Raw genomic sequence first — 20,262 nt, 5'->3', positions numbered from 1 at the left:
TCCGCGGGTCAGTTTGTGCGCGCGCCACTCCGGCGCGGGTGGCTGACCCGCACCGATTGCACCACATTCCCCTGCAGCTCCAGTACCTCCAGCTGGTAGCCGTCGATGCGCAGGCAGACGTTGCCGTCGGGGAAGGACTCCAGGTATTCCAGGATCAGGCCACTGAGGGTCTTGGGGCCGTCGGTCGGCAGGTCCCAGTTGAGGGCCTTGTTGACATCGCGGATATTGGCGCCCCCGGTGATCAGGTGGCTGCCATCGCGCTGGGGGAAAATGCTGTCGCCGGTGTCACTCAACTTGGAGGTGAACTCGCCGACGATCTCCTCGAGTATGTCCTCCAGGGCGACAATGCCCATCACGTCGCCATATTCATCCACCACAATGGCCAAACGCAGCTTGTTGCGCTGGAAGTGCAGCAGCTGGGTGTGCAGCGGCGTGCCCTCGGGGATGAAGTAGGGTGGGTCCATCTCCCGTTCCAGCGCGGCGCGATCGAGGCCCTGGCGGTCGAGGATCCGGCTCAGATTGCGCATGTGCAGCACGCCGACAATATTGTTGACGTCGTCGCGCCACACCGGCAGGCGGGTGTGCGTGCTGGTCTGCAGGGCGCGCAGGATGGTGTCGTCGTCCTCGTCGAGATCGATGCCGAAGACCTCGTTGCGCGGCACCATCACGTCGTCCACCGACATTTCCTCGAGGTCGAGGATATTCAGCAGCATGCCCCGGTGCGCCGAGGGAATCAGCGGCCCGGCCTCGTTGACGATGGTGCGCAGCTCCTCGGAGGACAGGTGTTCCTCCTGCCCCGCTGCCGGGTCGGTGCCGAGCAGGCGCATCAGGCCATTGGTGACAAAATTCACCGCCCAGACCACCGGGTACATGACCTTCATCAGCGGCAGCAGGATCACGCTGGCGGGAAAGGCAATACGCTCCGGGCGCAGGGCGGCCAGGGTCTTGGGGGTGATCTCGGCGAAGATCAGGATCACCAGGGTCAGGGCGATGGTCGCAATGGCAATGCCGGCGTCGCCCCACAGGCGGATGGCCAGGACGGTGGCGATGGCGGAAGCGAGAATGTTGACCAGATTATTGCCGATCAGGATCAGTCCGATCAGGCGATCCGGTCGCTGCAGCAGTTCGCTGGCCCTGCGGGCACCCCGATGCTTCTGCTGACGCAGGTGCTTCAGCCGGTAGCGGTTGAGGGACATCATTGCCGTTTCCGAGCTGGAAAAGAACGCGGAAAGGAAGATGAGAAAGACCAGAACTGAGCTGAGCAGACCCAGTGAAGCGTCGTTCAAGGCGGGATTGCACCTTTGACCGGAATGAAGGCGCTATGGTGAAGAAAAACCCGCGCCCCCGCAAGCCCGTTCGGCGGGCGCGTCACGGGCGTTGCAGAACCAGCTCGAGGACCAGTTTGGAGCCGAAAAAGGCGAGCACCAGCAGGACAAAGGCCACCAGTGTCAGCCGCACGGCGGTTTGGCTGCGCCAGCCCAGCTGGTGGTGTCCCCAGAGGAGCACGCCGTAGATCACCCAGGCGATGATGGTGAGTATGGTTTTGTGGACCAGATGCTGGGCGAAAATGTTTTCGACAAACAGGAAGCCCGAGACGATGGCGGCGCCCAGGACCACGACCCCGGCCCAGAGCAGCTCGAACAGCATCGACTCCATCAGCTGCAGGGGGGGCAGCAGGCGCACGATGCCGGTCGGATGGTGGTGTTTCAGCTGGCGATCCTGGACCGCCAGCAGGGCGGCCTGCAGGGCTGCCAGGGTGAGCAGGGCGTAGGCCAGCAAAGAGGCCGACACGTGCAGCAGGAGTCCGCCCTGCAGTGGGCCGGAGGCGCGGCCGGTCTCCGGTGCGAAGGCGGAGACCAGTACCGCGGCAGCGGACAGTGGCAACAGGGCCAGCAGCAGGTTCTGCAGCGGTCGCTTCAACAGAAAGACGATGCAGGCCAGATTGATGATGAAGAAAATCAGCGCGGCAATCTTGTAGAAGCCCAGGTGTACGCTGCTGGTGTCGACGACGCTCTGCCAGGCCACGGCCGCGTGGCAGAGCAGGGCGACACTCCCACTGAGGATCACGCCGAGGCCGAGGCCGCGCCGGCGCTGCAGGACGTGCATCAGCTGTATCCCCGCCGCGACGAGGTACAACAGCGCGCTGACAATGGCGAGCAGGGACAATGGCATGGTTGGGGGGACTGGCCCGGGTGGCGTATACTGCGCCTTTTGTACCGGTTTGTCTCACTACATTCAATAGCGTGAGCCCCAGCGAGAGTAATTCCCATGTTCGAGAGTCTGTCAGAACGCCTTTCCCAGAGCCTGCGCAATATCACCGGCAAGGCCAAGCTGACCGAGGAGAATATCCAGGACACCCTGCGCGAGGTGCGTCGCGCCCTGCTTGAGGCGGACGTTGCGCTGCCGGTGGTCAAGGACTTTGTCGAGGCGGTCAAGCAGCGCGCCGTCGGCCAGGAGGTCACCCGCAGCCTGAGCCCGGGTCAGGTCTTCCTGAAGATCGTGCAGGCAGAGCTGGAGGCGGTGATGGGCTCGGCCAACGAGGGCCTTGACCTCTCTGCCCAGCCCCCCGTGGTGATTCTGATGGCGGGTCTGCAGGGCGCGGGCAAGACCACCTCGGTGGCCAAGCTGGCCAAGCTGCTGCGGGAGCGCGACAAGAAGAAGGTCACGGTGGTCAGCGCCGACGTCTACCGGCCGGCGGCGATCAAGCAGCTGGAGACCCTGGCCACGGAGGTCGGTGTCGATTTCTTCCCCAGCCAGGCGGAGCAGAAGCCGGTGGATATTGCCCGGGCGGCCATGGAGCACGCGCGGGTCAAGTTCAGCGACGTGCTCATCGTGGATACCGCGGGTCGTCTGGCCATCGACCAGGCCATGATGGCGGAGATTGCCGAGCTGCACCGGGTGACCCAGCCCACCGAGACGCTCTTCGTCGTGGATGCCATGACCGGTCAGGATGCGGCCAACACCGCCCGGGCCTTCGGCGAGGCACTGCCGCTGACCGGTGTGATCCTGACCAAGGTGGATGCCGACAGTCGCGGGGGTGCCGCCCTGTCGGTGCGCTCGGTGACCGGCAAGCCGATCAAGTTCCTCGGGGTGGGTGAAAAGACCGCGGCCCTGGACCCCTTCCACCCGGATCGCATTGCCTCGCGCATCCTGGGTATGGGGGACGTGCTGTCGTTGATCGAGGAGGCGGAGCAGAAGGTCGACCGCAAGAAGGCGGAAAAGCTCGCGCGCAAGGTCAAGAAGGGCAAGAAGTTCGATCTCGAGGATTTTCGCGACCAGTTGCAGCAGATGAACAGCATGGGCGGCATCACCGGCATGCTGGACAAGCTCCCCGGCATGGGTGGCATGGCGCAGATGGCGCAGAAGAACCTCGACATGAAGCAGTTCCAGCGCATGGAGGCGATGATCGACTCCATGACGCCGAAGGAGCGCCGCAATCCGGACATCATCAGCGGTTCCCGCAAGCGCCGCATCACGCTGGGCTCCGGCACCCAGGTGCAGGATCTCAACCGTCTGCTGAAGCAGCACAAGCAGATGCAGAAAATGATGAAGAAGATGAAGGGCGGCGGCATGGAAAAGATGATGCGCGGGATGGGCGGCATGCTGCCCCCGGGCGGCGGGCAGGGTGGCGGCTTCCCCTTCCGCTAAGCCCGCGCCAGTGCTAAAAAACTCCCCCCGGCAGGGCTTTCCCTGAGGGGGGTTTTTCCGTATGATACGCCACCTTTGCGGCCCTGGTGCCAGAAACAGCTGTGGATCGTGCAGCGTAATGGCTGCAGATGACACCCCACTACAGGAATATAGAGCAATATGGTCACAATTCGACTCTCTCGCGGCGGCGCCAAGAAGCGCCCGTTCTACCACCTGACGGTTACTGACAGCCGCCAGTCCCGGGACGGCCGTTTCATCGAGCGCGTAGGTTTCTTCAACCCGGTCGCCCGCGGCCAGGAAGTTCGCCTGAAGGTGGATGCCGAGCGTATCGCCTACTGGCAGAGCCAGGGTGCCCAGCTGTCCGGACGCGTTGCCGCGCTGGTCAAGGAAGCCGGCAAGGCCGAAGCAGCCTGAGCTCGGGCTGCCCCGGTCCGTGAGTGACGACAGCGTGCCCGAAGACAAGCGTGACGGGCGTCTGGTTATCGGTCGCATCACGGGCTGCTACGGAATCAAGGGTTGGGTGAAGGTTCACGCCTACACCGAGCCGATGGAAAATTTCTTCGACTACACGGGCTGGACGGTCCGGCGTCGGGGAGGCGACGAAGCCATTGAGTTTGACGCCGGCCGGCGTCACGGCAAGGGGCTGGTCGCACACATACGCGGTGTCGACGATCGCAATCAGGCCGAGACCTATCGCGGCCTGGATGTGAGCGTTCCCGCGGGCGCCCTGCCGGAACTGGACGAGGGCGAGTACTACTGGCACCAGCTGGAAGGGCTCCAGGTCTGGTGTTCCAGCCCCGAGGGGCTGGTGCTGCTCGGCGAAGTGGATCACCTGATCGACACCGGCGCCAACGACGTGCTGGTGGTCAGGCCCAGCGAGGGCAGCCTGGATCAGCGCGAACGTCTGATTCCCTGGCTGCGCGGGCAGACCGTGACCCGGGTGGATCTGGATGCGGGTTGCATTGAGGTGGACTGGTTCCCCGACGAATAGTCGCCGGGTAGTGGAGTGGGCGAGGCAACATGCATATTAGTGTGGTCAGCCTGTTTCCCGAGATGTTTGCCGCCCTCAGCGACAGCGGTGTGACCGGGCGGGCGGTGCAGCAGGGCCAGGTAAAACTGGCCTTTAGCAACCCGCGGGCCTTCACCCACGATCGCCATCGCACTGTGGACGATCGCCCCTTTGGCGGTGGCCCGGGCATGGTGATGAAGCCCGAGCCGCTGCACCAGGCCATCGCCGAGGCCAGGCAGGAGGCCGGTGAGGGGGCCAGGGTGGTGTACCTGTCACCCCAGGGGCGTCGGCTGACCCACGCCAGGGTGCTGGAGCTTGCCGCGCTGCCGGCTCTGGTGCTGGTGGCGGGGCGCTACGAGGGCATCGACGAGCGGGTGATACAGGCCGATGTCGATGAAGAAGTGTCGATCGGCGACTATGTGCTGAGCGGGGGTGAACTCGCCGCCATGGTCCTGATGGACGCGGTAATCCGGCAGTTGCCGGGGGTGCTGGGCCACGCCCAGTCGGCGCAGGAGGATTCCTTCGCCGATGGTTTGCTGGACTGCCCCCACTATACCCGCCCGGAAGAGTGGGCGGGTTGTGTAGTACCCGAAGTTTTGCTCAGCGGGGATCATGCACGGATCCGCCGCTGGCGTCTCAAGCAGGCGCTGGGTCGTACGCTGGAGCGGCGGCCGGATCTGCTCGAGGGCCGGGTGATGACACCCGAGGAAGAGGAATTGCTGGCGCTTTACCGCCAGGAACAGCAACAGGATTAACTCGCTAGCTGTGAAGCTACGCACAGTCGACAACAGGAGCACGCCATGAGCACCAACAAGATCATTTCCCAGCTCGATGCAGAGCAGATGCAAAAGGACCTGCCGGAGTTCAGCCCCGGTGACACCGTGGTCGTGCAAGTGCGTGTCAAGGAAGGCAACCGCGAGCGTCTGCAGGCCTTCGAGGGTGTCTGCATTGCCAAGCGCAACCGCGGCCTGAACTCGGCGTTCACCGTGCGCAAGATTTCCCACGGTGTCGGCGTGGAGCGTACCTTCCAGGCCTACAGCCCGCTGGTCGAGAGTGTCTCCGTGAAGCGTCGCGGCGACGTACGCCAGGCCAAGCTGTACTACCTGCGCGAGCTGTCCGGCAAGGCCGCCCGCATCAAGGAAAAGCTCTCCAGCTAAGACGCCCACACGCGGTGCTGTTTTTGCTCCGCGTTGTCGGCTTATCCGTGAAGCGCCCAAACCGCCGGGAGGTGGTCTGGGCGCTTTCTCGTGCCTGGAAAACGGGTGCATGCTACAGTTTTCGTCATGAGTGAACTGCCCCGACACCCGGCCCCTGCCGTCGATGCCGAGGTGGCTGCCTATCTCGACGCGCTGTGGATAGAGCGCGGCTTGAGCGACAACACCCTGGCCGCCTACCGACGGGACCTGATGCAGTACCGTCTCTGGCTGGGCGAGCGCGGTCGCCCCGGTCTGCTGCACGCGGATGCGGGTGACCTGCAGGCCTGGCTGGGCCATTGCCTGGGCAGTGGTCGATCGCCGCGTTCCTCGGCCCGCATGCTGTCGTGTCTGCGCGGCTTCTATCGCTACCAGGTGCGGGAGGGGCGGCTCGCCGACGATCCCTCGGCGGCTATCGACAGCCCGCGACTGGGGCGGCCGCTGCCCCGGTCCCTGTCAGAGCGCGATGTCGAGGCTCTGCTGGCAGCCCCCGACAGTGAGCGCCCCCTCGAGTGCCGCGACCGGGCCATGCTCGAGCTGCTGTATGCCTGCGGCCTGCGCGTCTCCGAGCTGGTCGGCCTGCGTGTCGATCAGGTCAGCTTCAATCAGGGGGTGGTGCGCGTCGTCGGCAAGGGCAGCAAGGAGCGCCTGGTGCCCATGGGTGAGGAGGCGCTGGCCTGGCTGCGGGTATACCTGGGTGGACCGCGCGCCGCGTTATTGGGGGCCTGCCCCAGCGATGCCCTGTTTCCCGGCAGGCAGGGGGCGGCGATGACTCGCCAGGCCTTCTGGTATCGTATTAAACTCTACGCCCAGCGCGCGGGCATTCGGGCGCCGTTGTCGCCACACACCCTGCGCCACGCGTTCGCCACGCATTTGCTCAACCACGGCGCCGACCTGCGCGTGGTGCAGATGTTGTTGGGGCACAGTGACCTGAGTACCACGCAGATATACACCCACGTGGCCCGGCAGCGCCTGCAGGATCTGCATGCCCGCCACCATCCCCGCGGCTGATGGAACTTGTGCCGGCTCCGCGGCTCCAAAGCGCGGGGCCGGACTGTGACACGGCTGTGTTGTTGACAAGAGGAAGGACCATGATTGCCCGATTGATTGCCCTGATACTCACCGTGACTGCACTGCTGGGGCCGGTGGCTGCCCGGGCCGAGGGCGTTTCCGACGCGGATCGCGAGCGCCTGCGGGAGGCACTCGAGGTTCCCGGGAGCGGCCTGACGGTGGGCGAGGTGCGGGCCAGCGAGATGCCCGGCCTTTACGAGGTGCAGTTCAAGGAGGGCCCGCTGGTCTATTCGACCCCCGATGGCAGTTTTTTCATTGTCGGGGACCTGTTTACCGTGGGACCCAAGGGTTTCGTCAATCTGGCCGAGAAGCGCCGCGATGGCGAGCGCGCCAAGCAGCTGGCCGCACTGGATACCGACGAGCTGATTGTTTTCCCGGCGCAGGGCGAGCCCCGCGCCCACATCACCGTGTTTACTGACATCACCTGTTTTTACTGCCAGAAGCTGCACCGCGAAGTACCCGCACTGAACGAGCGGGGCATTGAGGTACGCTACGCGGCCTATCCTCGTGCAGGGGTCGGCTCGGAGGGCTATCGCAAGCTGGCCACGGCCTGGTGCGCGGAGAACAAGCAGGACGCGCTCACGCGGATGAAGCAGGGCGAAGATCTTCCGCAGAACCTCTGCGAAGATCAGCCCGTGGCCGACCATTACGAGTTGGGGCAGGCGCTGGGTGTGCGCGGAACCCCTGCGATTATTAGCGAGAGCGGACAGATGATCCCGGGCTACCAGTCCGCCGACGAGCTGATGGTGACCCTCGGCCTGGACTGATTGCCGCGGCGAAACCGCCTTCAACCGCCCCCTCGCGTTGACAGCCGGGGGCGGACTCAGTACTGTTTGCCACCTTTTCTATATGCGGTCACGCGACCGCCCAACCGGGTTCAGACGACGTGGAAAACCAGTTTCGGCGCATTGAGCGCCTGCCCCCCTATGTATTCAATATCATCGGCGAGCTGAAGAAGCAGGCGCGAGCGGCGGGGCAGGATGTGATCGATTTCGGCATGGGCAACCCCGACCAGCCGACTCCCCAGCACATCGTCGACAAGATGGTGGAGACCGCGCGCCGCGGCGATACTCACCGCTATTCCCAGTCCAAGGGCATTCCGCGTCTGCGCAAGGCGATCTGCGATTGGTACCAGCGTCGCTATGACGTCAGCCTGGACCCGGAAACCGAAGCGATCGTTACCCTGGGCTCCAAGGAAGGCCTGGCGCACCTGGCGCTTGCCACCACCGGGCCGGGTGATGCGATCCTGGTACCCAATCCCGCGTACCCGATCCATCCCTACGGCTTCGTGATCTCCGGGGCGGATATCCGCCATGTGCCCATGGGCAACAACGAGGAGGATTTCTTCACCGAGTTGGAAAACGCCATCCGCAACAGCTGGCCGAAGCCGAAAATGCTGGTGCTGAGTTTTCCCTCCAATCCGACGGGGCAGGTGGTCGAGCTCGAGTTCTACGAGCGCGTGGTGGCGATTGCCCGGGAACATCAGATCTGGGTGGTGCAGGATCTTGCCTATGCCGACCTGTGTTTCGATGGCTATGTCGCACCCTCAATCCTGCAGGTCGAAGGTGCCCGCGACGTCGCAGTCGAATTTTTCAGCATGTCCAAGAGCTACAATATGCCCGGCTGGCGTGTCGGTTTCTGCTGCGGCAACCGCGAGCTGGTCGGCGCCCTGGCGCGAATCAAATCCTACCTGGACTACGGCATGTTCACGCCGATCCAGGTTGCGGCGATTGCGGCCCTCGAGGGGGATCAGAGTTGCGTGGCGGAGATTACCGCCATGTACAAGGCCCGTCGCGACGTGCTTTGCAGTGGTCTGAACGCCCTGGGTTGGCCGGTGACACCGCCGCGGGCGACCATGTTTGTCTGGGCGCGCATTCCCGATTTCTATCAGGAAATGGGATCGCTGGAATTCAGCAAGAAACTGCTCCAGGAAGCACAGGTTGCGGTATCCCCCGGCGTGGGCTTTGGTGAGTATGGCGAAGGCTACGTGCGCTTCGGCCTGATCGAGAATGAACATCGTACCCGCCAGGCACTGCGCAATATCAAGCGCATGTTCCGACAGGATGGCCATCTGGCGGGTCAGTGAGGAGAGCATGGAGCAAGCAGTGAAACCCGTCCGCGTCGGCCTGTGTGGCCTGGGGACCGTTGGCAGCGGCACTTTCAACGTCCTGCGCGAGCAGGCGGAGGAGATTGCCGCGCGTGCCCAGGCACCCGTGGAAGTGGTGCATGTCGGCGCGCGACGTGACAACCCGGCCTGCGAGCTGACCGGCATCAAGGTCAGCCGGGACATCATGGCGGTCGCCGACGATCCCGAGGTGGACGTGCTGGTGGAGCTGATCGGCGGTATCGATACCGCGCGCGCGCTGATCGAACGCGCCGTGCGCAGTGGCAAGCACGTGGTCACGGCCAACAAGGCGCTGATCGCCGAGCATGGCAATGCCCTGTTTGCCCTGGCGGCCGAGCACGACGTGACCATTCGCTATGAGGCCGCGGTTGCCGGCGGCATCCCGATCATCAAGGCACTGCGCGAAGGCCTGGCCGGTAACCGCATCGAGTGGCTTGCCGGTATCATCAATGGCACGGGCAACTTCATTCTCAGCGAGATGCGCGAGCACAAGCGCGAGTTTGCCGACGTGCTGGCGGAGGCGCAGGCCCTGGGCTATGCCGAGGCCGACCCGACCTTTGACGTCGAGGGGATCGACGCCGCGCACAAACTGGTGATTCTGGCGTCGCTCGCCTTTGGCATTCCCCTGCGCTTCGACGCGGTGTATACCGAGGGCATTACACAGCTCATGCCCCAGGACCTGGACTATGCCGAGGAGCTCGGCTACCGGGTCAAGCATCTCGGCGTGGCGAAGCAGAGCGAGCGCGGCGTGGAGCTGCGCGTGCACCCGACCCTGATCCCGGAAGACCGCCTGTTGGCCAACGTCAATGGCGTCAAGAATGCGGTGCTGGTCGAGGGCAGCGCTGTCGGGCCGACGCTCTACTATGGCGCGGGCGCGGGGGGCAAGCCCACCGCGTCGGCCGTGGTCGCGGATCTGGTCGACCTGGCGCGTGACCTCAGTGCGGGTCAGCTGAGCCGGGTGCCGGCGCTGGCCTTCAGCATTGATGCCCTGCGCGACCTGCCGGTGGTGCCGATGGCCGAGGTGGAGACCCCCTGGTACCTGCGCATGGAGGCCGAGGACCGGCCCGGTGTCCTGTCGCGCATCGCCAGCATTTTCAGTGACCAGGGCATCAGTATCGAGGCCCTGATCCAGAAGGCCCCGGCGGCGGGGCAGTCCCGGGTGCCGCTGATCGTCCTGACCAACCGGGCAGCCCAGGGCAAGGTGGATGAGGCGGTGCAGCAGATCGAGGAACTCGACAGCATCGCGGGGCGCGTCACGCGCATTCGTGTGGAAGTACTGGACGGCTGACAGGCAGGACACAACGTGAAATACATCAGTACCCGGGGCCAGGCCCCCACCCTGAACTTCGAGGAAGTCCTGCTGACCGGCCTGGCCTCCGACGGCGGCCTGTATGTGCCCGAGCGCCTGCCCACCTTCACGCGCGACGAGATCGCCGAGATGGCGAGTCTCAATTATCCGCAGTTGGCGGAGCGCATCATTGCGCCCTTCGTGGCGGACAGCATCCCCGCCGACGATCTGCGCCAGCTGATCCACGACACCTACGCCGTATTCCGCCACAACGCCGTGGCCCCCCTGACCCAGATTGCGCACAACCAGTTTGTGCTGGAGCTCTTCCACGGCCCCACCCTGGCGTTCAAGGATTTCGCCCTGCAGCTCCTGGGCCGTTTGCTGGACTATGTCCTCGAGCGACGGCACCAGAAGGTGGTGATCATGGGGGCGACCTCCGGTGATACCGGCTCCGCTGCCATTGAAGGCTGCAAGCGTTGCAAGAATATCGATATCTTCATTCTGCACCCCCACCAGCGGGTTTCCGAGGTGCAGCGCCGGCAGATGACCACGGTGGTGGGTGACAACATCCACAATCTGGCTCTCGAGGGCAACTTCGACGACTGCCAGGCCATGGTCAAGGCCAGCTTCAACCAGCGCGGCTTCCTGCCGGAGGATCGCGCCCTGGTGGCAGTCAACTCGATCAACTGGGCGCGCATCATGGCCCAGATTGTCTACTACTTCTACGCCGGCCTCGCCCTGGGGGCACCGGGCCGCCCGGTGGCCTTCTCGGTACCCACCGGGAATTTCGGCGATATCTTCGCCGGCTACCTCGCCCGGCAGATGGGACTGCCGGTGGCGCAGTTGATCATCGCCACCAACCGCAATGATGTGCTGCACCGCGTCATGACTACCGGTAGCTACGGCCGTCAGACCCTGGAGCACAGCCTGTCGCCGAGCATGGACATTACCGTGTCGTCGAATTTCGAGCGGCTGCTTTTCGATCTGTATGATCGCGATGGTGGGGCGGTGGCAGAGCTGATGCGGGACTTCGACCGCGGCGATATCCATTTCTCCGAGCAGGCCATGCAGCGCGCCCGTGCGCTATTCAGCAGCCACCGGGTGTCCGACGAGGAAACCTGTGCCCAGATCGCGGCGACCTGGCGGGACTGCGAATACCTGCTGGATCCCCACAGTGCTATCGGCGTCAAGGCGGCGCTGGCCTCGGGGCTCGATAGCCGCGTGCCGGTGGTGACCCTGGCCACGGCGCACCCGGCCAAGTTCCCCCAGGCGATTCAGCGCGCGGAAATCGGCGTCGAGCCGCCACTGCCGCTGCATCTCGTCGACCTTTTCGACCGTAGCGAGCGCTTCGAGGTCCTGCCCAACGACCTCGCCGCCGTGCAGTCTTTCATGGCGAACAACCTCGGCGCCTGAGGCGCCGATGGCATCGCGTACCCTGCGTCGCCGGTCCGCTGGCGCAGCTCCCGAGCTGGAACAGGCGGGGCTGCACCCCTTGCTGGCGCGTCTGTATCGCGCCCGGGGAATGCAGTCGGCGGAAGACGTTGACCTGTCCCTGAAGCGTCTACTGCCTCCCGGCCAGTTGCGCGGAGCAGATGCCGCTGCCCGCCTGCTTGCAGATGCTCTCGCCGCCAATCAGCGCCTGTTGGTGGTGGGGGACTTCGACGCCGACGGCGCCACCAGTACCGCTCTGGCACTCCTGGCCCTGCGGGCCTTGGGCGCGGCTTCGGTCGATTTCCTGGTACCCAATCGCTTCGAGTATGGCTACGGGTTGACCCCGGAAATTGTCGCCCTCGCCGCCGAGCGTTCCCCCGACCTGATCATCACCGTGGACAACGGTATTTCCAGTCTGGAGGGGGTCCGCGCGGCCCGGGATCTGGGCATTGCCACGCTGGTGACCGATCACCACCTGGCGGGCGTCGAGCTGCCCGCGGCGGATGTCATCGTCAACCCCAATCAGCCCGGGTGCGACTTCCCCAGCAAGGCGATCGCAGGGGTCGGGGTGATGTTCTATGTCTTGCTGGCCCTGCGGGCGGAGCTGCGCACGCGGGACTGGTTCCGCCAGCGCGGGATGACCGAACCCAACCTGGGGGAATACCTGGACCTGGTGGCGCTGGGCACGGTGGCCGACGTTGTCCCCTTGGATGCCAACAACCGCATCCTGGTTGCCGCGGGCCTGGCGCGTATTCGCGCCCGGCGGGCGCGGCCTGGCATCCTGGCTCTGCTCGAGGCAGGCAAGCGCAACCCGGCGAGTGTCGTCGCCAGTGACCTCGGTTTTGCCGTCGGCCCGCGCCTTAACGCCGCGGGTCGTCTGCAGGACATGGCGATCGGTATCGAATGTCTGCTCTGTGACGATGTGCCACGGGCCGCCGCCATGGCTGCCCAGCTGGAAGCCCTGAATGCGGAGCGCCGCAACATTGAACGCGGCATGCAGGACGAGGCCCTGGTGGCGCTCGCCTCCCTGGACCTGCACCACCACGACAGCGCCGACCTGCCGCCGGCAGTGACGCTGTTTGAACCCGGTTGGCACCAGGGGGTGGTGGGTATCGTGGCCTCGCGCATCAAGGACCGCCTGCACCGGCCGGTGATCGCCTTTGCCGAGTCGGAACCGGGCAGCGATGAACTCAAGGGCTCTGCCCGTTCCATCCAGGGCATCCACATTCGCGATGTCCTGGACGCGGTGGCCACCCGCCACCCGGGCCTGCTATCGCGTTTCGGTGGCCACGCCATGGCGGCGGGCCTCAGCCTGCCCCGCGCTCATTACACGGATTTTGCCGAGGCCTTCGTGGCCGAAGTGGGGCGCCACGCCCGTGACTTGGACCTGCAGGCGATCATCGAAACCGATGGCGAATTGCCGGGCAGCGATATGCACCTGGAGCTGGCCGAGCTGCTGCGCTATGCCGGCCCCTGGGGCCAGCACTTCCCGGAGCCCTGCTTCGACGGGCGCTTCCGCATCGTGCAACAGCGCCTGGTGGGCGAGCGGCACCTGAAGCTGGTGCTGCAGCCCGATGCGGGTGACGTGGTGGATGCCATTGCCTTCAATATCGACACCGAGCGCTGGCCCGATCCCGGTGTCGAGTGGGTTGAAGCGGTGTATCGACTGGATGTGAACGAGTTCCGCGGGCGCCGTGGCCTGCAACTGGTGGTGGAGCAGCTGGAGGCGCTGTCGTAGTCCGGGTGCCGAGTCCGAAAGCGGCGGCTGGTTAGACCTGAAACCCCCGCCTGCGGTACACTGCGCGCCTTTTTGCAGTGGAACGTCTTGCCATGCTGGAAATCAATCCCCTGGTTCAGAAACTCAAGGATATCGAGGCGCGCACCGACGTGCTTAGGGGGTATCTTTGACTTCGCTAATCGCAAGGACCGCCTCGCCGAAGTAGAGCTGGAACTGGCCGAACCCACGGTCTGGGACGACCCCGAGCGGGCCCAGGATCTGGGCCGCGAACGGGCGACGCTGGAAAATATCGTCAGCAGCATCGAGACCCTCACCAGCGGTGCCGCGGACGCCGGCGACCTGCTGGAGCTGGCCGCCGCTGAGGACGACGAGTCCACCGTGGCGGATGTCCGCGCGGACATCGAGCGCCTGGAAAAGCTGCTGGAGCAGCTGGAGTTCCGGCGCATGTTCTCCGGCGAGATGGATGCCAATAACGCCTACCTGGATATCCAGGCCGGGTCCGGTGGCACCGAGGCCCAGGACTGGGCCGAGATGCTGCTGCGCATGTACCTGCGCTGGGGTGAGGCCAACGATTTCAAGACCACGCTGATCGAGGTCTCCGCCGGGGAAGTGGCGGGGGTCAAGAGCGCCACGATCCAGTTCGAGGGGGAATACGCCTTCGGCTGGCTGCGGACCGAGACCGGGGTTCATCGCCTGGTGAGGAAGTCGCCTTTTGACTCGGGCAACCGCCGCCACACCTCTTTCTCCTCGGTGTTCGTGTCGCCCGAGATCGATGACAACATTGAAATCGAGATCAACCCGGCCGACCTGCGGGTGGACACCTACCGCTCCAGCGGTGCCGGTGGCCAGCACGTCAACAAGACCGACTCCGCGGTGCGCCTGACCCACAACCCCACGGGTGTGGTGGTGTCCTGCCAGACCGAGCGCTCCCAGCACCAGAACCGCGACCGCGCGATGAAGCTGCTGCGAGCCAAGCTCTACGAGCTGGAGATGCTCAAGCGCAGCGAGGCCAAGCAGGCCACCGAGGACAGCAAGGCAGATATTGGCTGGGGCAGCCAGATTCGCTCCTACGTCCTGGACCAATCGCGGATCAAGGACCTGCGAACCGGGGTCGAGACCAGCAATACCCAGGCGGTACTGGACGGCGATCTCAACCCATTTATCGAAGCGTCACTGAAGAAGGGGCTGTGACAGCATGACCGACCAGGATCAGGCCCCTCGCGGCCAGGACGAAGACAACAAGCTGATTGCCGAGCGGCGCGCCAAACTGGCGCGCCTTCGCGAGCAGGGCAATCCCTTCCCCAACGATTTCCGGCGCAGTGCGTGGGCCGGCGATCTGCAGCGGGAATACGGTGACAGTGACAAGGCAGAGCTGGAAGCGGCGAATCGCGAGTACGCCGTGGCCGGGCGCCTGATCCGCAACCGCGGGGCCTTCCTACTGATCCAGGATGATTCCGGGCAGGTGCAGCTTTACCTGAACCGTCAGGCGCTGGATGCCGACACGCTCGCCGCGATCAAGAGCTGGGACCTGGGCGACATCGTCTGTGCTCGGGGGCCGATTCACAAGTCTGGCAAGGGCGACCTCTACATCAACATGCAGGAAGCGCGGCTGCTGACCAAGGCCCTGCGTCCACTGCCGGACAAGTACCACGGCCTGGCCGACCAGGAGTTGCGCTACCGTCAGCGCTATGTCGACCTGATCGTGAACCCGGAGTCCCGGGAGACCTTCCGCTTGCGTTCGCGGATCGTGCGCTTCATTCGCGACTACATGGACGGGCGCGGCTTCATGGAGGTGGAGACGCCCATGATGCAGGTGATCCCTGGCGGTGCGGCGGCGAAGCCCTTTGTGACCCATCACAATGCCCTCGACCTGGACATGTACCTGCGCATCGCCCCGGAGCTTTACCTGAAGCGTTTGGTGGTCGGGGGATTCGAGCAGGTCTACGAGATCAACCGCAATTTCCGCAACGAGGGCCTGTCCACCCGGCACAACCCCGAGTTCACCATGCTCGAATTCTACTGGGCCTATGCCGATCACCGGGATGCCATGGACCTGACCGAGGACATGCTACGCCAGTTGACGGCCCAGGTGCTGGGCGACACCACGGTCCACTACCAGGGTTCGACCTACGATTTCTCCAAGCCCTTTACCCGCATGTCGGTGTTCGAGGCGATCCTCGCGCACAATCCCGACATCAGCGCGGCGCAGCTGGGCGACGAGCAGGGCGCCCGCCACATCGCCGAGGGCTTGGGTATTCCCCTGAAAGACAGCTGGGGCCTGGGCAAGGTGCAGATCGAGATCTTCGAGAAAACCGTCGAGCACCGCCTGGATCAGCCGACCTTTATTACCGCCTATCCCACCGAAGTGTCGCCCCTGGCGCGCCGCAACGACGCGGACCCCTTCGTCACCGACCGTTTCGAGTTCTTTGTCGGTGGGCGTGAACTGGCCAATGGCTTCTCGGAGCTGAACGATGCCGAGGATCAGGCCGAGCGCTTCCGTGCCCAGGTGGCGGAGAAGGACGCCGGGGACGAGGAGGCCATGCACTACGATGCGGATTATATCCGTGCCCTGGAGTACGGCCTGCCACCCACCGTGGGGGAGGGCATCGGCATCGACCGCCTGGTCATGTTGTTGACCGATGCGCCGTCGATTCGCGACGTGTTGCTGTTTCCTCACATGCGGCCGGAGTGACCACCCGCGGCGTGCTGGTGTTACACTTTTCCCACATGCTGACAGGGAAACCATAGCCGATGTGGAAGTCGCGCCGGGTCGTATCGCTGCTTGCGCTGAGCCTGTTGGCGGGCTGCGCGCCACTGCAACAGGGGCCCGCCCCCGACGAGGCCGACTCCGCCGGCGCGAGGGAAGCCTCGCGCAGCCGGCCCGAATTGACCCTCAACCTGCCTCGAAACGATCGCAAGGACTGTGATTGTGCGCCGGCCCGGGACACCACCTTCTTTGATCGCGGCCTGCAGGCGCTGGCGGAGGGACGGGTGGTTGAGGCCAGCGAACATTTCCGACGCTACCGGCGGCTCGAGGGCTCGCCGCTGGCGCACTGGGAGGCCGACGTCGCGCTGGCCTGGGTAAGCATGCTGCCCGACAGTCCCTTCTATGACCGCGATGCGGTGGCGGCGGCTCTGGCGCAGTTGTCCGGACCGCCCGAGGGCGCTCATGCCTCGGCGGTATTGATGCGCCAGGCGCTGCAATCCTTTGCCGTCATGCACCGCCACCTGCAGGACCTGGAACAGGTCAACAGTACCCTGGAGCAGGACCTGGAGAAGCGCGAAGAGGCGATCAAGCGCTTGCGGGAGCTGACGCTGGGGCAGTCAGGGGCAGCTCGACCGTAAAGGTGGAGCCCGCTCCCGGCGCGCTGACCACGCGGATGTCTCCCCCCATCATCTGACAGTATTCCCGGCAGATAGTCAGGCCGAGGCCGGTGCCACCGTAGTTGGCGCTGGTGGTGTTTTCCGCCTGCACGAAGGCCTCGAATATTCGCGCCTGCTGCGCCGGGTCCATGCCGATTCCGGTGTCTGCGACGCTGATTTCGACCCTTTCCCCGGGCAGTCTTCTGGCCTCCACGCGGATTTCCCCGTTGCGGGTAAACTTGTTGGCATTCCCGAGCAGGTTGACCAGGATCTGCCGGAAGCGGGTGGCGTCGGCGTGCATTCTGGCGAGGTCGTCGAAACCCGCGGTCAGGAGAGTATTGCCGCGGTTGCGCAGCAGTGGCGCCATGGCATCGCAGACCTGGCTGAGAATCTCGCCGGGGGCAAAGTCCTCCCGGTGCAGCTCCATGCGCCCCGTCTCGATCTTGGACAGGTCGAGGATGTCATTGATCAGCGTCAGCAGCTGGCGCCCCGACAGAACAATCTTGCCGAGGTCCTGGTCGAACTGATCCCGGTCGATGCGGGTTTCGTCCTGCAGTTCGTCCTGCAGCATCTCGCTGTAGCCAATGATGGCATTCAGGGGCGTTCGCAGCTCATGGCTGACATTGGCCAGGAAGCGGCTTTTGGCTGCATTGGCCTCGTCGGCGGTATCCCTGGCCTGGCGCACTTCCTCGATGGCATCCTGCAATTTGGCAGACATCTCGTTGAAGGCCCGCGCCAGATCGCCCAGTTCACCGCGATCCTCGATACTGTCGATGCGGTACTCGAGATCGCCGGCACCGATCCGCTGAGTACCGGTTTTCAGTTGCTTGAGCGAGCGCTTGGTATAGCGCAGCAGGAAAAAGCCCAGGGTGGCGGTGAGCACGATGGAGGCGAAGAAGCCGATGACGGTAATGCGGTCGGTGAGGGCAATGGTGCGGTCGATGATCCGCGCACGCTGTCCGGCGATGAAGGCCTGGCGCTGTTCCAGCTGGCGCAGATGCTCCACGGTTTCCACGTAGGGCAGCGGGTCGTCGACATCCAGCCTGGCCTCTGGGTCGTTGTACGCGGCATAAAAAGCCATCCAGCTGTCCAGTAGCACGTCGCTGGCAGCTTGCAGGCGCTGGAACTGGGGACGGGTGACATCGCTGGCCAGCTCGCCCAGTTCCGCAATGCGCTGGCGCAGCACGCGAATGTTTTCCTCGGACTCGGTCTGTTCCGCCTGTTCCAGCTGGTCGCCCGTCGTTTCCCGCAAAGTGGCCAGGACGAGAATTTTCTGGCGCTGGTTCTCCAGGCGTTGGGCGATCTCGGTGGACAATTGGGCGGCGGCCACGGAGCCGCGGTAGGCGATCATGCTCTCGTGCCGCGCGTAGCTGCCCCAGAAGTGGGTGCCGACGTTGACGGAAAACAGCACCAGGATTGCCAGCAGTGACAGGGTTAGTCGGCGGCGCAGACTCATGGGCGGGCCAGCCGCCTGATCTTGTCCAGCAGGTCGGGGAAGTCGATCGGCTTGGTGGCGTAGTCGTCACAGCCGACGGCAACGGCCCGCCGGCGATCGCTGTCCATGGCATGGGCCGTGAGGGCGATGATGGGTATGTCGCGCAGGGCGGGGTCCTGTCGCGCACGCTCGCAGGCGCTCCAGCCGTCGAGTACCGGTAGGTTCATATCCATCAGGACCAGTGCCGGGGACTCGCTGGCCATCAGTTCCAGGGCCTGGACGCCGTCGGTGGCGGCGATCACCGCAAAGCCCGCACGCTGCAGTCGGCGGGTCAGCATTTCCGCGTTCAGCGGGTTGTCCTCGACCAGCAGCAGCGGACGTGATTCAGGCATCGCAGCTACCCTCCAGGCGGTGCACAATCACGCGCTGGTCAATGCCCCGAACCTGCAGTTCACGGCGCTCGCTGGTACGGTAGCGGCCACCGAGCCGGGTCACGGTGGAGTCGGCGACCAGGATCTCGCCCCCCCGGCAGTGGTCCTCGATGCGGGAGGTCACGTTCATCTGGTGCCCGACGAAACCGTATTTGGCCCGCCGCTCGGAACCGATGTTGCCGGCAATCACTGTGCCCGTGTTGAGCGCGATGCCGATGGCGAGTTCAGGGAGCCCCTCCTCGCGGTTGCGCGCGTTGATCTCGTCCATCGCCGCCTGCATGGCCAGTGCGCAGCGCACCGCGCGTTCGGCATCATCTTCCCGCTGCTGCGGCGCGCCGAAGACCGCGAGGATGGCGTCGCCGATGAATTCGTCGATGGTGCCGCGGTGCGCCAGGATGATCTCCGTCATGCTGCCGAGATAGCGGTTGAGCATGTGCATCACCCGGTCCGGCGGCAGTTGTTCGCTGAGGGTGGTGAAGCCGCGGATATCCGACATCATGATGGTGACTTCGCGCAGGTCGCCGCCAATCTCCAGGCCCTCGGGTCGCTCGAGGATGTCGGTGACGATTTCATCCGACAGGTAGCGCCCGAAGGTGGCGCGGATGAAGCGCTCGTTGCGCTCCAGCTGTCGCCGGTACTGCTCCTCGCGATCGTGCCAGCGCTTGCGTTCGATGCCCGCCTTGATGCGTGCCTGCAGTAACACCGGGTTGAAGGGCTTGAACAGGTAGTCATCGGCACCCGCTTCGATGCAGGCAATGATGCCCTCGATATCCTGGCTGCCGGAAATGACAATCACCGGAATCGCACGCCAGGTGCTGTGGCGCTTGATGCGCTGCAGCACTTCGCGGCCGTCCATGTCGGGCATCATCAGGTCGAGCAGCACCACATCCACAGGCTTTTCCGCCAGCAGACGCAGGCCCTCCTCACCGCTGGCGGCCGTGATGACCCGGTGACCGAAGCGAGACAGGTAGCGCTCGGCCAGCTCGCGGTTCTCGGGGAGATCATCCACGGCCAGAATGCAGCCGGGTTCGGTGGCAATGGTCAAGCCGTGATCCACTGGCAGCTCGCCGGCGGTGACCGGCCCCTGGTCCAGCCGCTGGATCAAGGCCAGCAGGTGTCGCAGGCGACGGACAAGCCGGGATTGCTCGGCGGGCAGATCCTCCAGCAGCATTTCGCTAAAGCCGCGCAGCGCGCCGAGTGCATTGCGCTGGTCGTGCAGGGTGTTTTGCCCGCCGCCCGGAACTTGCCGCAGCTGCGAGGCGGCACTGAACAGGCGCTGGAAATCCGCCTGCAGGGTGTGATCAAGCGCGGACCCGCTCTCCCGATAGGCGGCCTGGACCTGTGCCAGCGCATCGTCGAGGTCTCTTGTTACCGGGAGGGTGTCGGCATTCACGTCGGCCACGGCGTCCTGTCTGGCTGGCTTGCGCTCAGTATAGCGAGAGGCGGCGGCTTGAGGGAACCGCCGCCCCGTTCGTTATAGCTGAAACGCGGGTCGCCGGGGCGCAGCATCTGCTGAGTGTGGTGGCTACG

At 64.8% G+C, this 20,262-nt stretch carries 19 protein-coding genes; 14 read left to right on the top strand and 5 right to left on the bottom strand.

Translation table 11 applies throughout. The annotated features are described in order from the left end of the window. Nucleotides 1-8: 8 nt before the first annotated feature. Together ACYVGS_RS14340 and ACYVGS_RS14335 are read right to left on the bottom strand one after the other, a co-directional pair. Complete coding sequence (locus tag ACYVGS_RS14340; RefSeq protein WP_460589360.1) at nucleotides 9-1,286, bottom strand: HlyC/CorC family transporter; 1,278 nt, start codon at nucleotides 1,284-1,286, stop codon at nucleotides 9-11. A gap of 82 nt (nucleotides 1,287-1,368) precedes the next feature. Then, entirely contained in the window at nucleotides 1,369-2,172 is an 804-nt protein-coding gene (locus tag ACYVGS_RS14335) for a cytochrome C assembly family protein (protein WP_460589359.1), read from the bottom strand. A 96-nt stretch (nucleotides 2,173-2,268) separates the two neighbouring features. Here ACYVGS_RS14335 and ffh point away from each other — a divergent pair, with 96 nt between their 5' ends. The 14 genes from ffh to ACYVGS_RS14265 all read left to right on the top strand — a co-directional run bounded on the left by ffh (nucleotide 2,269) and on the right by ACYVGS_RS14265 (nucleotide 16,848). Beyond that, nucleotides 2,269-3,648, top strand: a complete 1,380-nt coding sequence (ffh, locus tag ACYVGS_RS14330) for a signal recognition particle protein (RefSeq protein ID WP_460589358.1) — start codon at nucleotides 2,269-2,271, stop codon at nucleotides 3,646-3,648. Between the two features lie 159 nt (nucleotides 3,649-3,807). After that, nucleotides 3,808-4,062: a small ribosomal subunit protein bS16 gene (gene rpsP / locus ACYVGS_RS14325; protein ID WP_460589357.1), complete on the top strand. Its 255-nt coding sequence runs from the start codon at nucleotides 3,808-3,810 to the stop codon at nucleotides 4,060-4,062. A 19-nt stretch (nucleotides 4,063-4,081) separates the two neighbouring features. Then, nucleotides 4,082-4,639 carry a ribosome maturation factor RimM gene (rimM, locus tag ACYVGS_RS14320; RefSeq protein ID WP_460589356.1) on the top strand — a complete coding sequence of 186 codons (558 nt, stop codon included), beginning with the start codon at nucleotides 4,082-4,084 and terminating at the stop codon, nucleotides 4,637-4,639. Between the two features lie 29 nt (nucleotides 4,640-4,668). Then, entirely contained in the window at nucleotides 4,669-5,412 is a 744-nt protein-coding gene (gene trmD, locus ACYVGS_RS14315; RefSeq protein ID WP_460589355.1) for a tRNA (guanine(37)-N(1))-methyltransferase, read from the top strand. Between the two features lie 45 nt (nucleotides 5,413-5,457). Next, nucleotides 5,458-5,814, top strand: coding sequence for a 50S ribosomal protein L19 (rplS, locus tag ACYVGS_RS14310; RefSeq protein WP_460589354.1), 357 nt, complete (start codon nucleotides 5,458-5,460; stop codon nucleotides 5,812-5,814). 126 nt (nucleotides 5,815-5,940) lie between these two features. Further along, nucleotides 5,941-6,861 (top strand): site-specific tyrosine recombinase XerD, encoded by a 921-nt coding sequence (gene xerD, locus ACYVGS_RS14305; RefSeq protein ID WP_460589353.1) that lies wholly within the window; start codon nucleotides 5,941-5,943, stop codon nucleotides 6,859-6,861. Between the two features lie 80 nt (nucleotides 6,862-6,941). Next, nucleotides 6,942-7,688, top strand: a complete 747-nt coding sequence (locus tag ACYVGS_RS14300; RefSeq protein WP_460589352.1) for a DsbC family protein — start codon at nucleotides 6,942-6,944, stop codon at nucleotides 7,686-7,688. A 119-nt stretch (nucleotides 7,689-7,807) separates the two neighbouring features. Continuing rightward, complete coding sequence (alaC, locus tag ACYVGS_RS14295; protein WP_460589351.1) at nucleotides 7,808-9,007, top strand: alanine transaminase; 1,200 nt, start codon at nucleotides 7,808-7,810, stop codon at nucleotides 9,005-9,007. Nucleotides 9,008-9,014: 7 nt separating this feature from the next. Next, the gene (locus tag ACYVGS_RS14290; RefSeq protein WP_460589350.1) at nucleotides 9,015-10,334 is read left to right on the top strand and encodes a homoserine dehydrogenase; all 1,320 of its coding nucleotides are present in this window, start codon (nucleotides 9,015-9,017) and stop codon (nucleotides 10,332-10,334) included. 15 nt (nucleotides 10,335-10,349) lie between these two features. Further along, the gene (gene thrC, locus ACYVGS_RS14285) at nucleotides 10,350-11,747 is read left to right on the top strand and encodes a threonine synthase (RefSeq protein WP_460589349.1); all 1,398 of its coding nucleotides are present in this window, start codon (nucleotides 10,350-10,352) and stop codon (nucleotides 11,745-11,747) included. A gap of 7 nt (nucleotides 11,748-11,754) precedes the next feature. Next, nucleotides 11,755-13,503: a single-stranded-DNA-specific exonuclease RecJ gene (recJ, locus tag ACYVGS_RS14280; RefSeq protein ID WP_460589348.1), complete on the top strand. Its 1,749-nt coding sequence runs from the start codon at nucleotides 11,755-11,757 to the stop codon at nucleotides 13,501-13,503. 92 nt (nucleotides 13,504-13,595) lie between these two features. Continuing rightward, nucleotides 13,596-14,694 (top strand): peptide chain release factor 2 gene (prfB, locus tag ACYVGS_RS14275; protein ID WP_460589347.1). Its coding sequence is split into 2 segments (ribosomal slippage): nucleotides 13,596-13,670 and nucleotides 13,672-14,694, totalling 1,098 coding nucleotides; the frame shifts between segments, so codons are not numbered across the junction. A gap of 4 nt (nucleotides 14,695-14,698) precedes the next feature. Continuing rightward, nucleotides 14,699-16,195 carry a lysine--tRNA ligase gene (gene lysS / locus ACYVGS_RS14270; RefSeq protein WP_460589346.1) on the top strand — a complete coding sequence of 499 codons (1,497 nt, stop codon included), beginning with the start codon at nucleotides 14,699-14,701 and terminating at the stop codon, nucleotides 16,193-16,195. A 59-nt stretch (nucleotides 16,196-16,254) separates the two neighbouring features. Continuing rightward, nucleotides 16,255-16,848 (top strand): hypothetical protein, encoded by a 594-nt coding sequence (locus ACYVGS_RS14265; RefSeq protein ID WP_460589345.1) that lies wholly within the window; start codon nucleotides 16,255-16,257, stop codon nucleotides 16,846-16,848. Here ACYVGS_RS14265 and ACYVGS_RS14260 read toward each other — a convergent pair. From ACYVGS_RS14260 to ACYVGS_RS14250, 3 genes are read right to left on the bottom strand one after another with little or no spacing between them, the layout of a single operon-like run. Beyond that, nucleotides 16,796-18,322, bottom strand: a complete 1,527-nt coding sequence (locus ACYVGS_RS14260; protein WP_460589344.1) for a sensor histidine kinase — start codon at nucleotides 18,320-18,322, stop codon at nucleotides 16,796-16,798. The two genes, ACYVGS_RS14265 and ACYVGS_RS14260, sit on opposite strands and share 53 nt — an antisense overlap. Beyond that, nucleotides 18,319-18,693 (bottom strand): response regulator, encoded by a 375-nt coding sequence (locus ACYVGS_RS14255; protein WP_460589343.1) that lies wholly within the window; start codon nucleotides 18,691-18,693, stop codon nucleotides 18,319-18,321. The genes ACYVGS_RS14260 and ACYVGS_RS14255 overlap by 4 nt, the downstream gene beginning before the upstream one ends. Then, nucleotides 18,686-20,134, bottom strand: coding sequence for an adenylate/guanylate cyclase domain-containing protein (locus tag ACYVGS_RS14250; RefSeq protein WP_460589342.1), 1,449 nt, complete (start codon nucleotides 20,132-20,134; stop codon nucleotides 18,686-18,688). Before ACYVGS_RS14250 ends, ACYVGS_RS14255 begins: the two co-directional genes overlap by 8 nt. Between the last annotated feature and the right edge of the window lie 128 nt (nucleotides 20,135-20,262).

This window comes from Haliea atlantica, from assembly GCF_054779855.1.
Note: the sequence above shows the minus strand (reverse complement) of the source record. Positions and strands in the feature narration are given on the sequence as shown.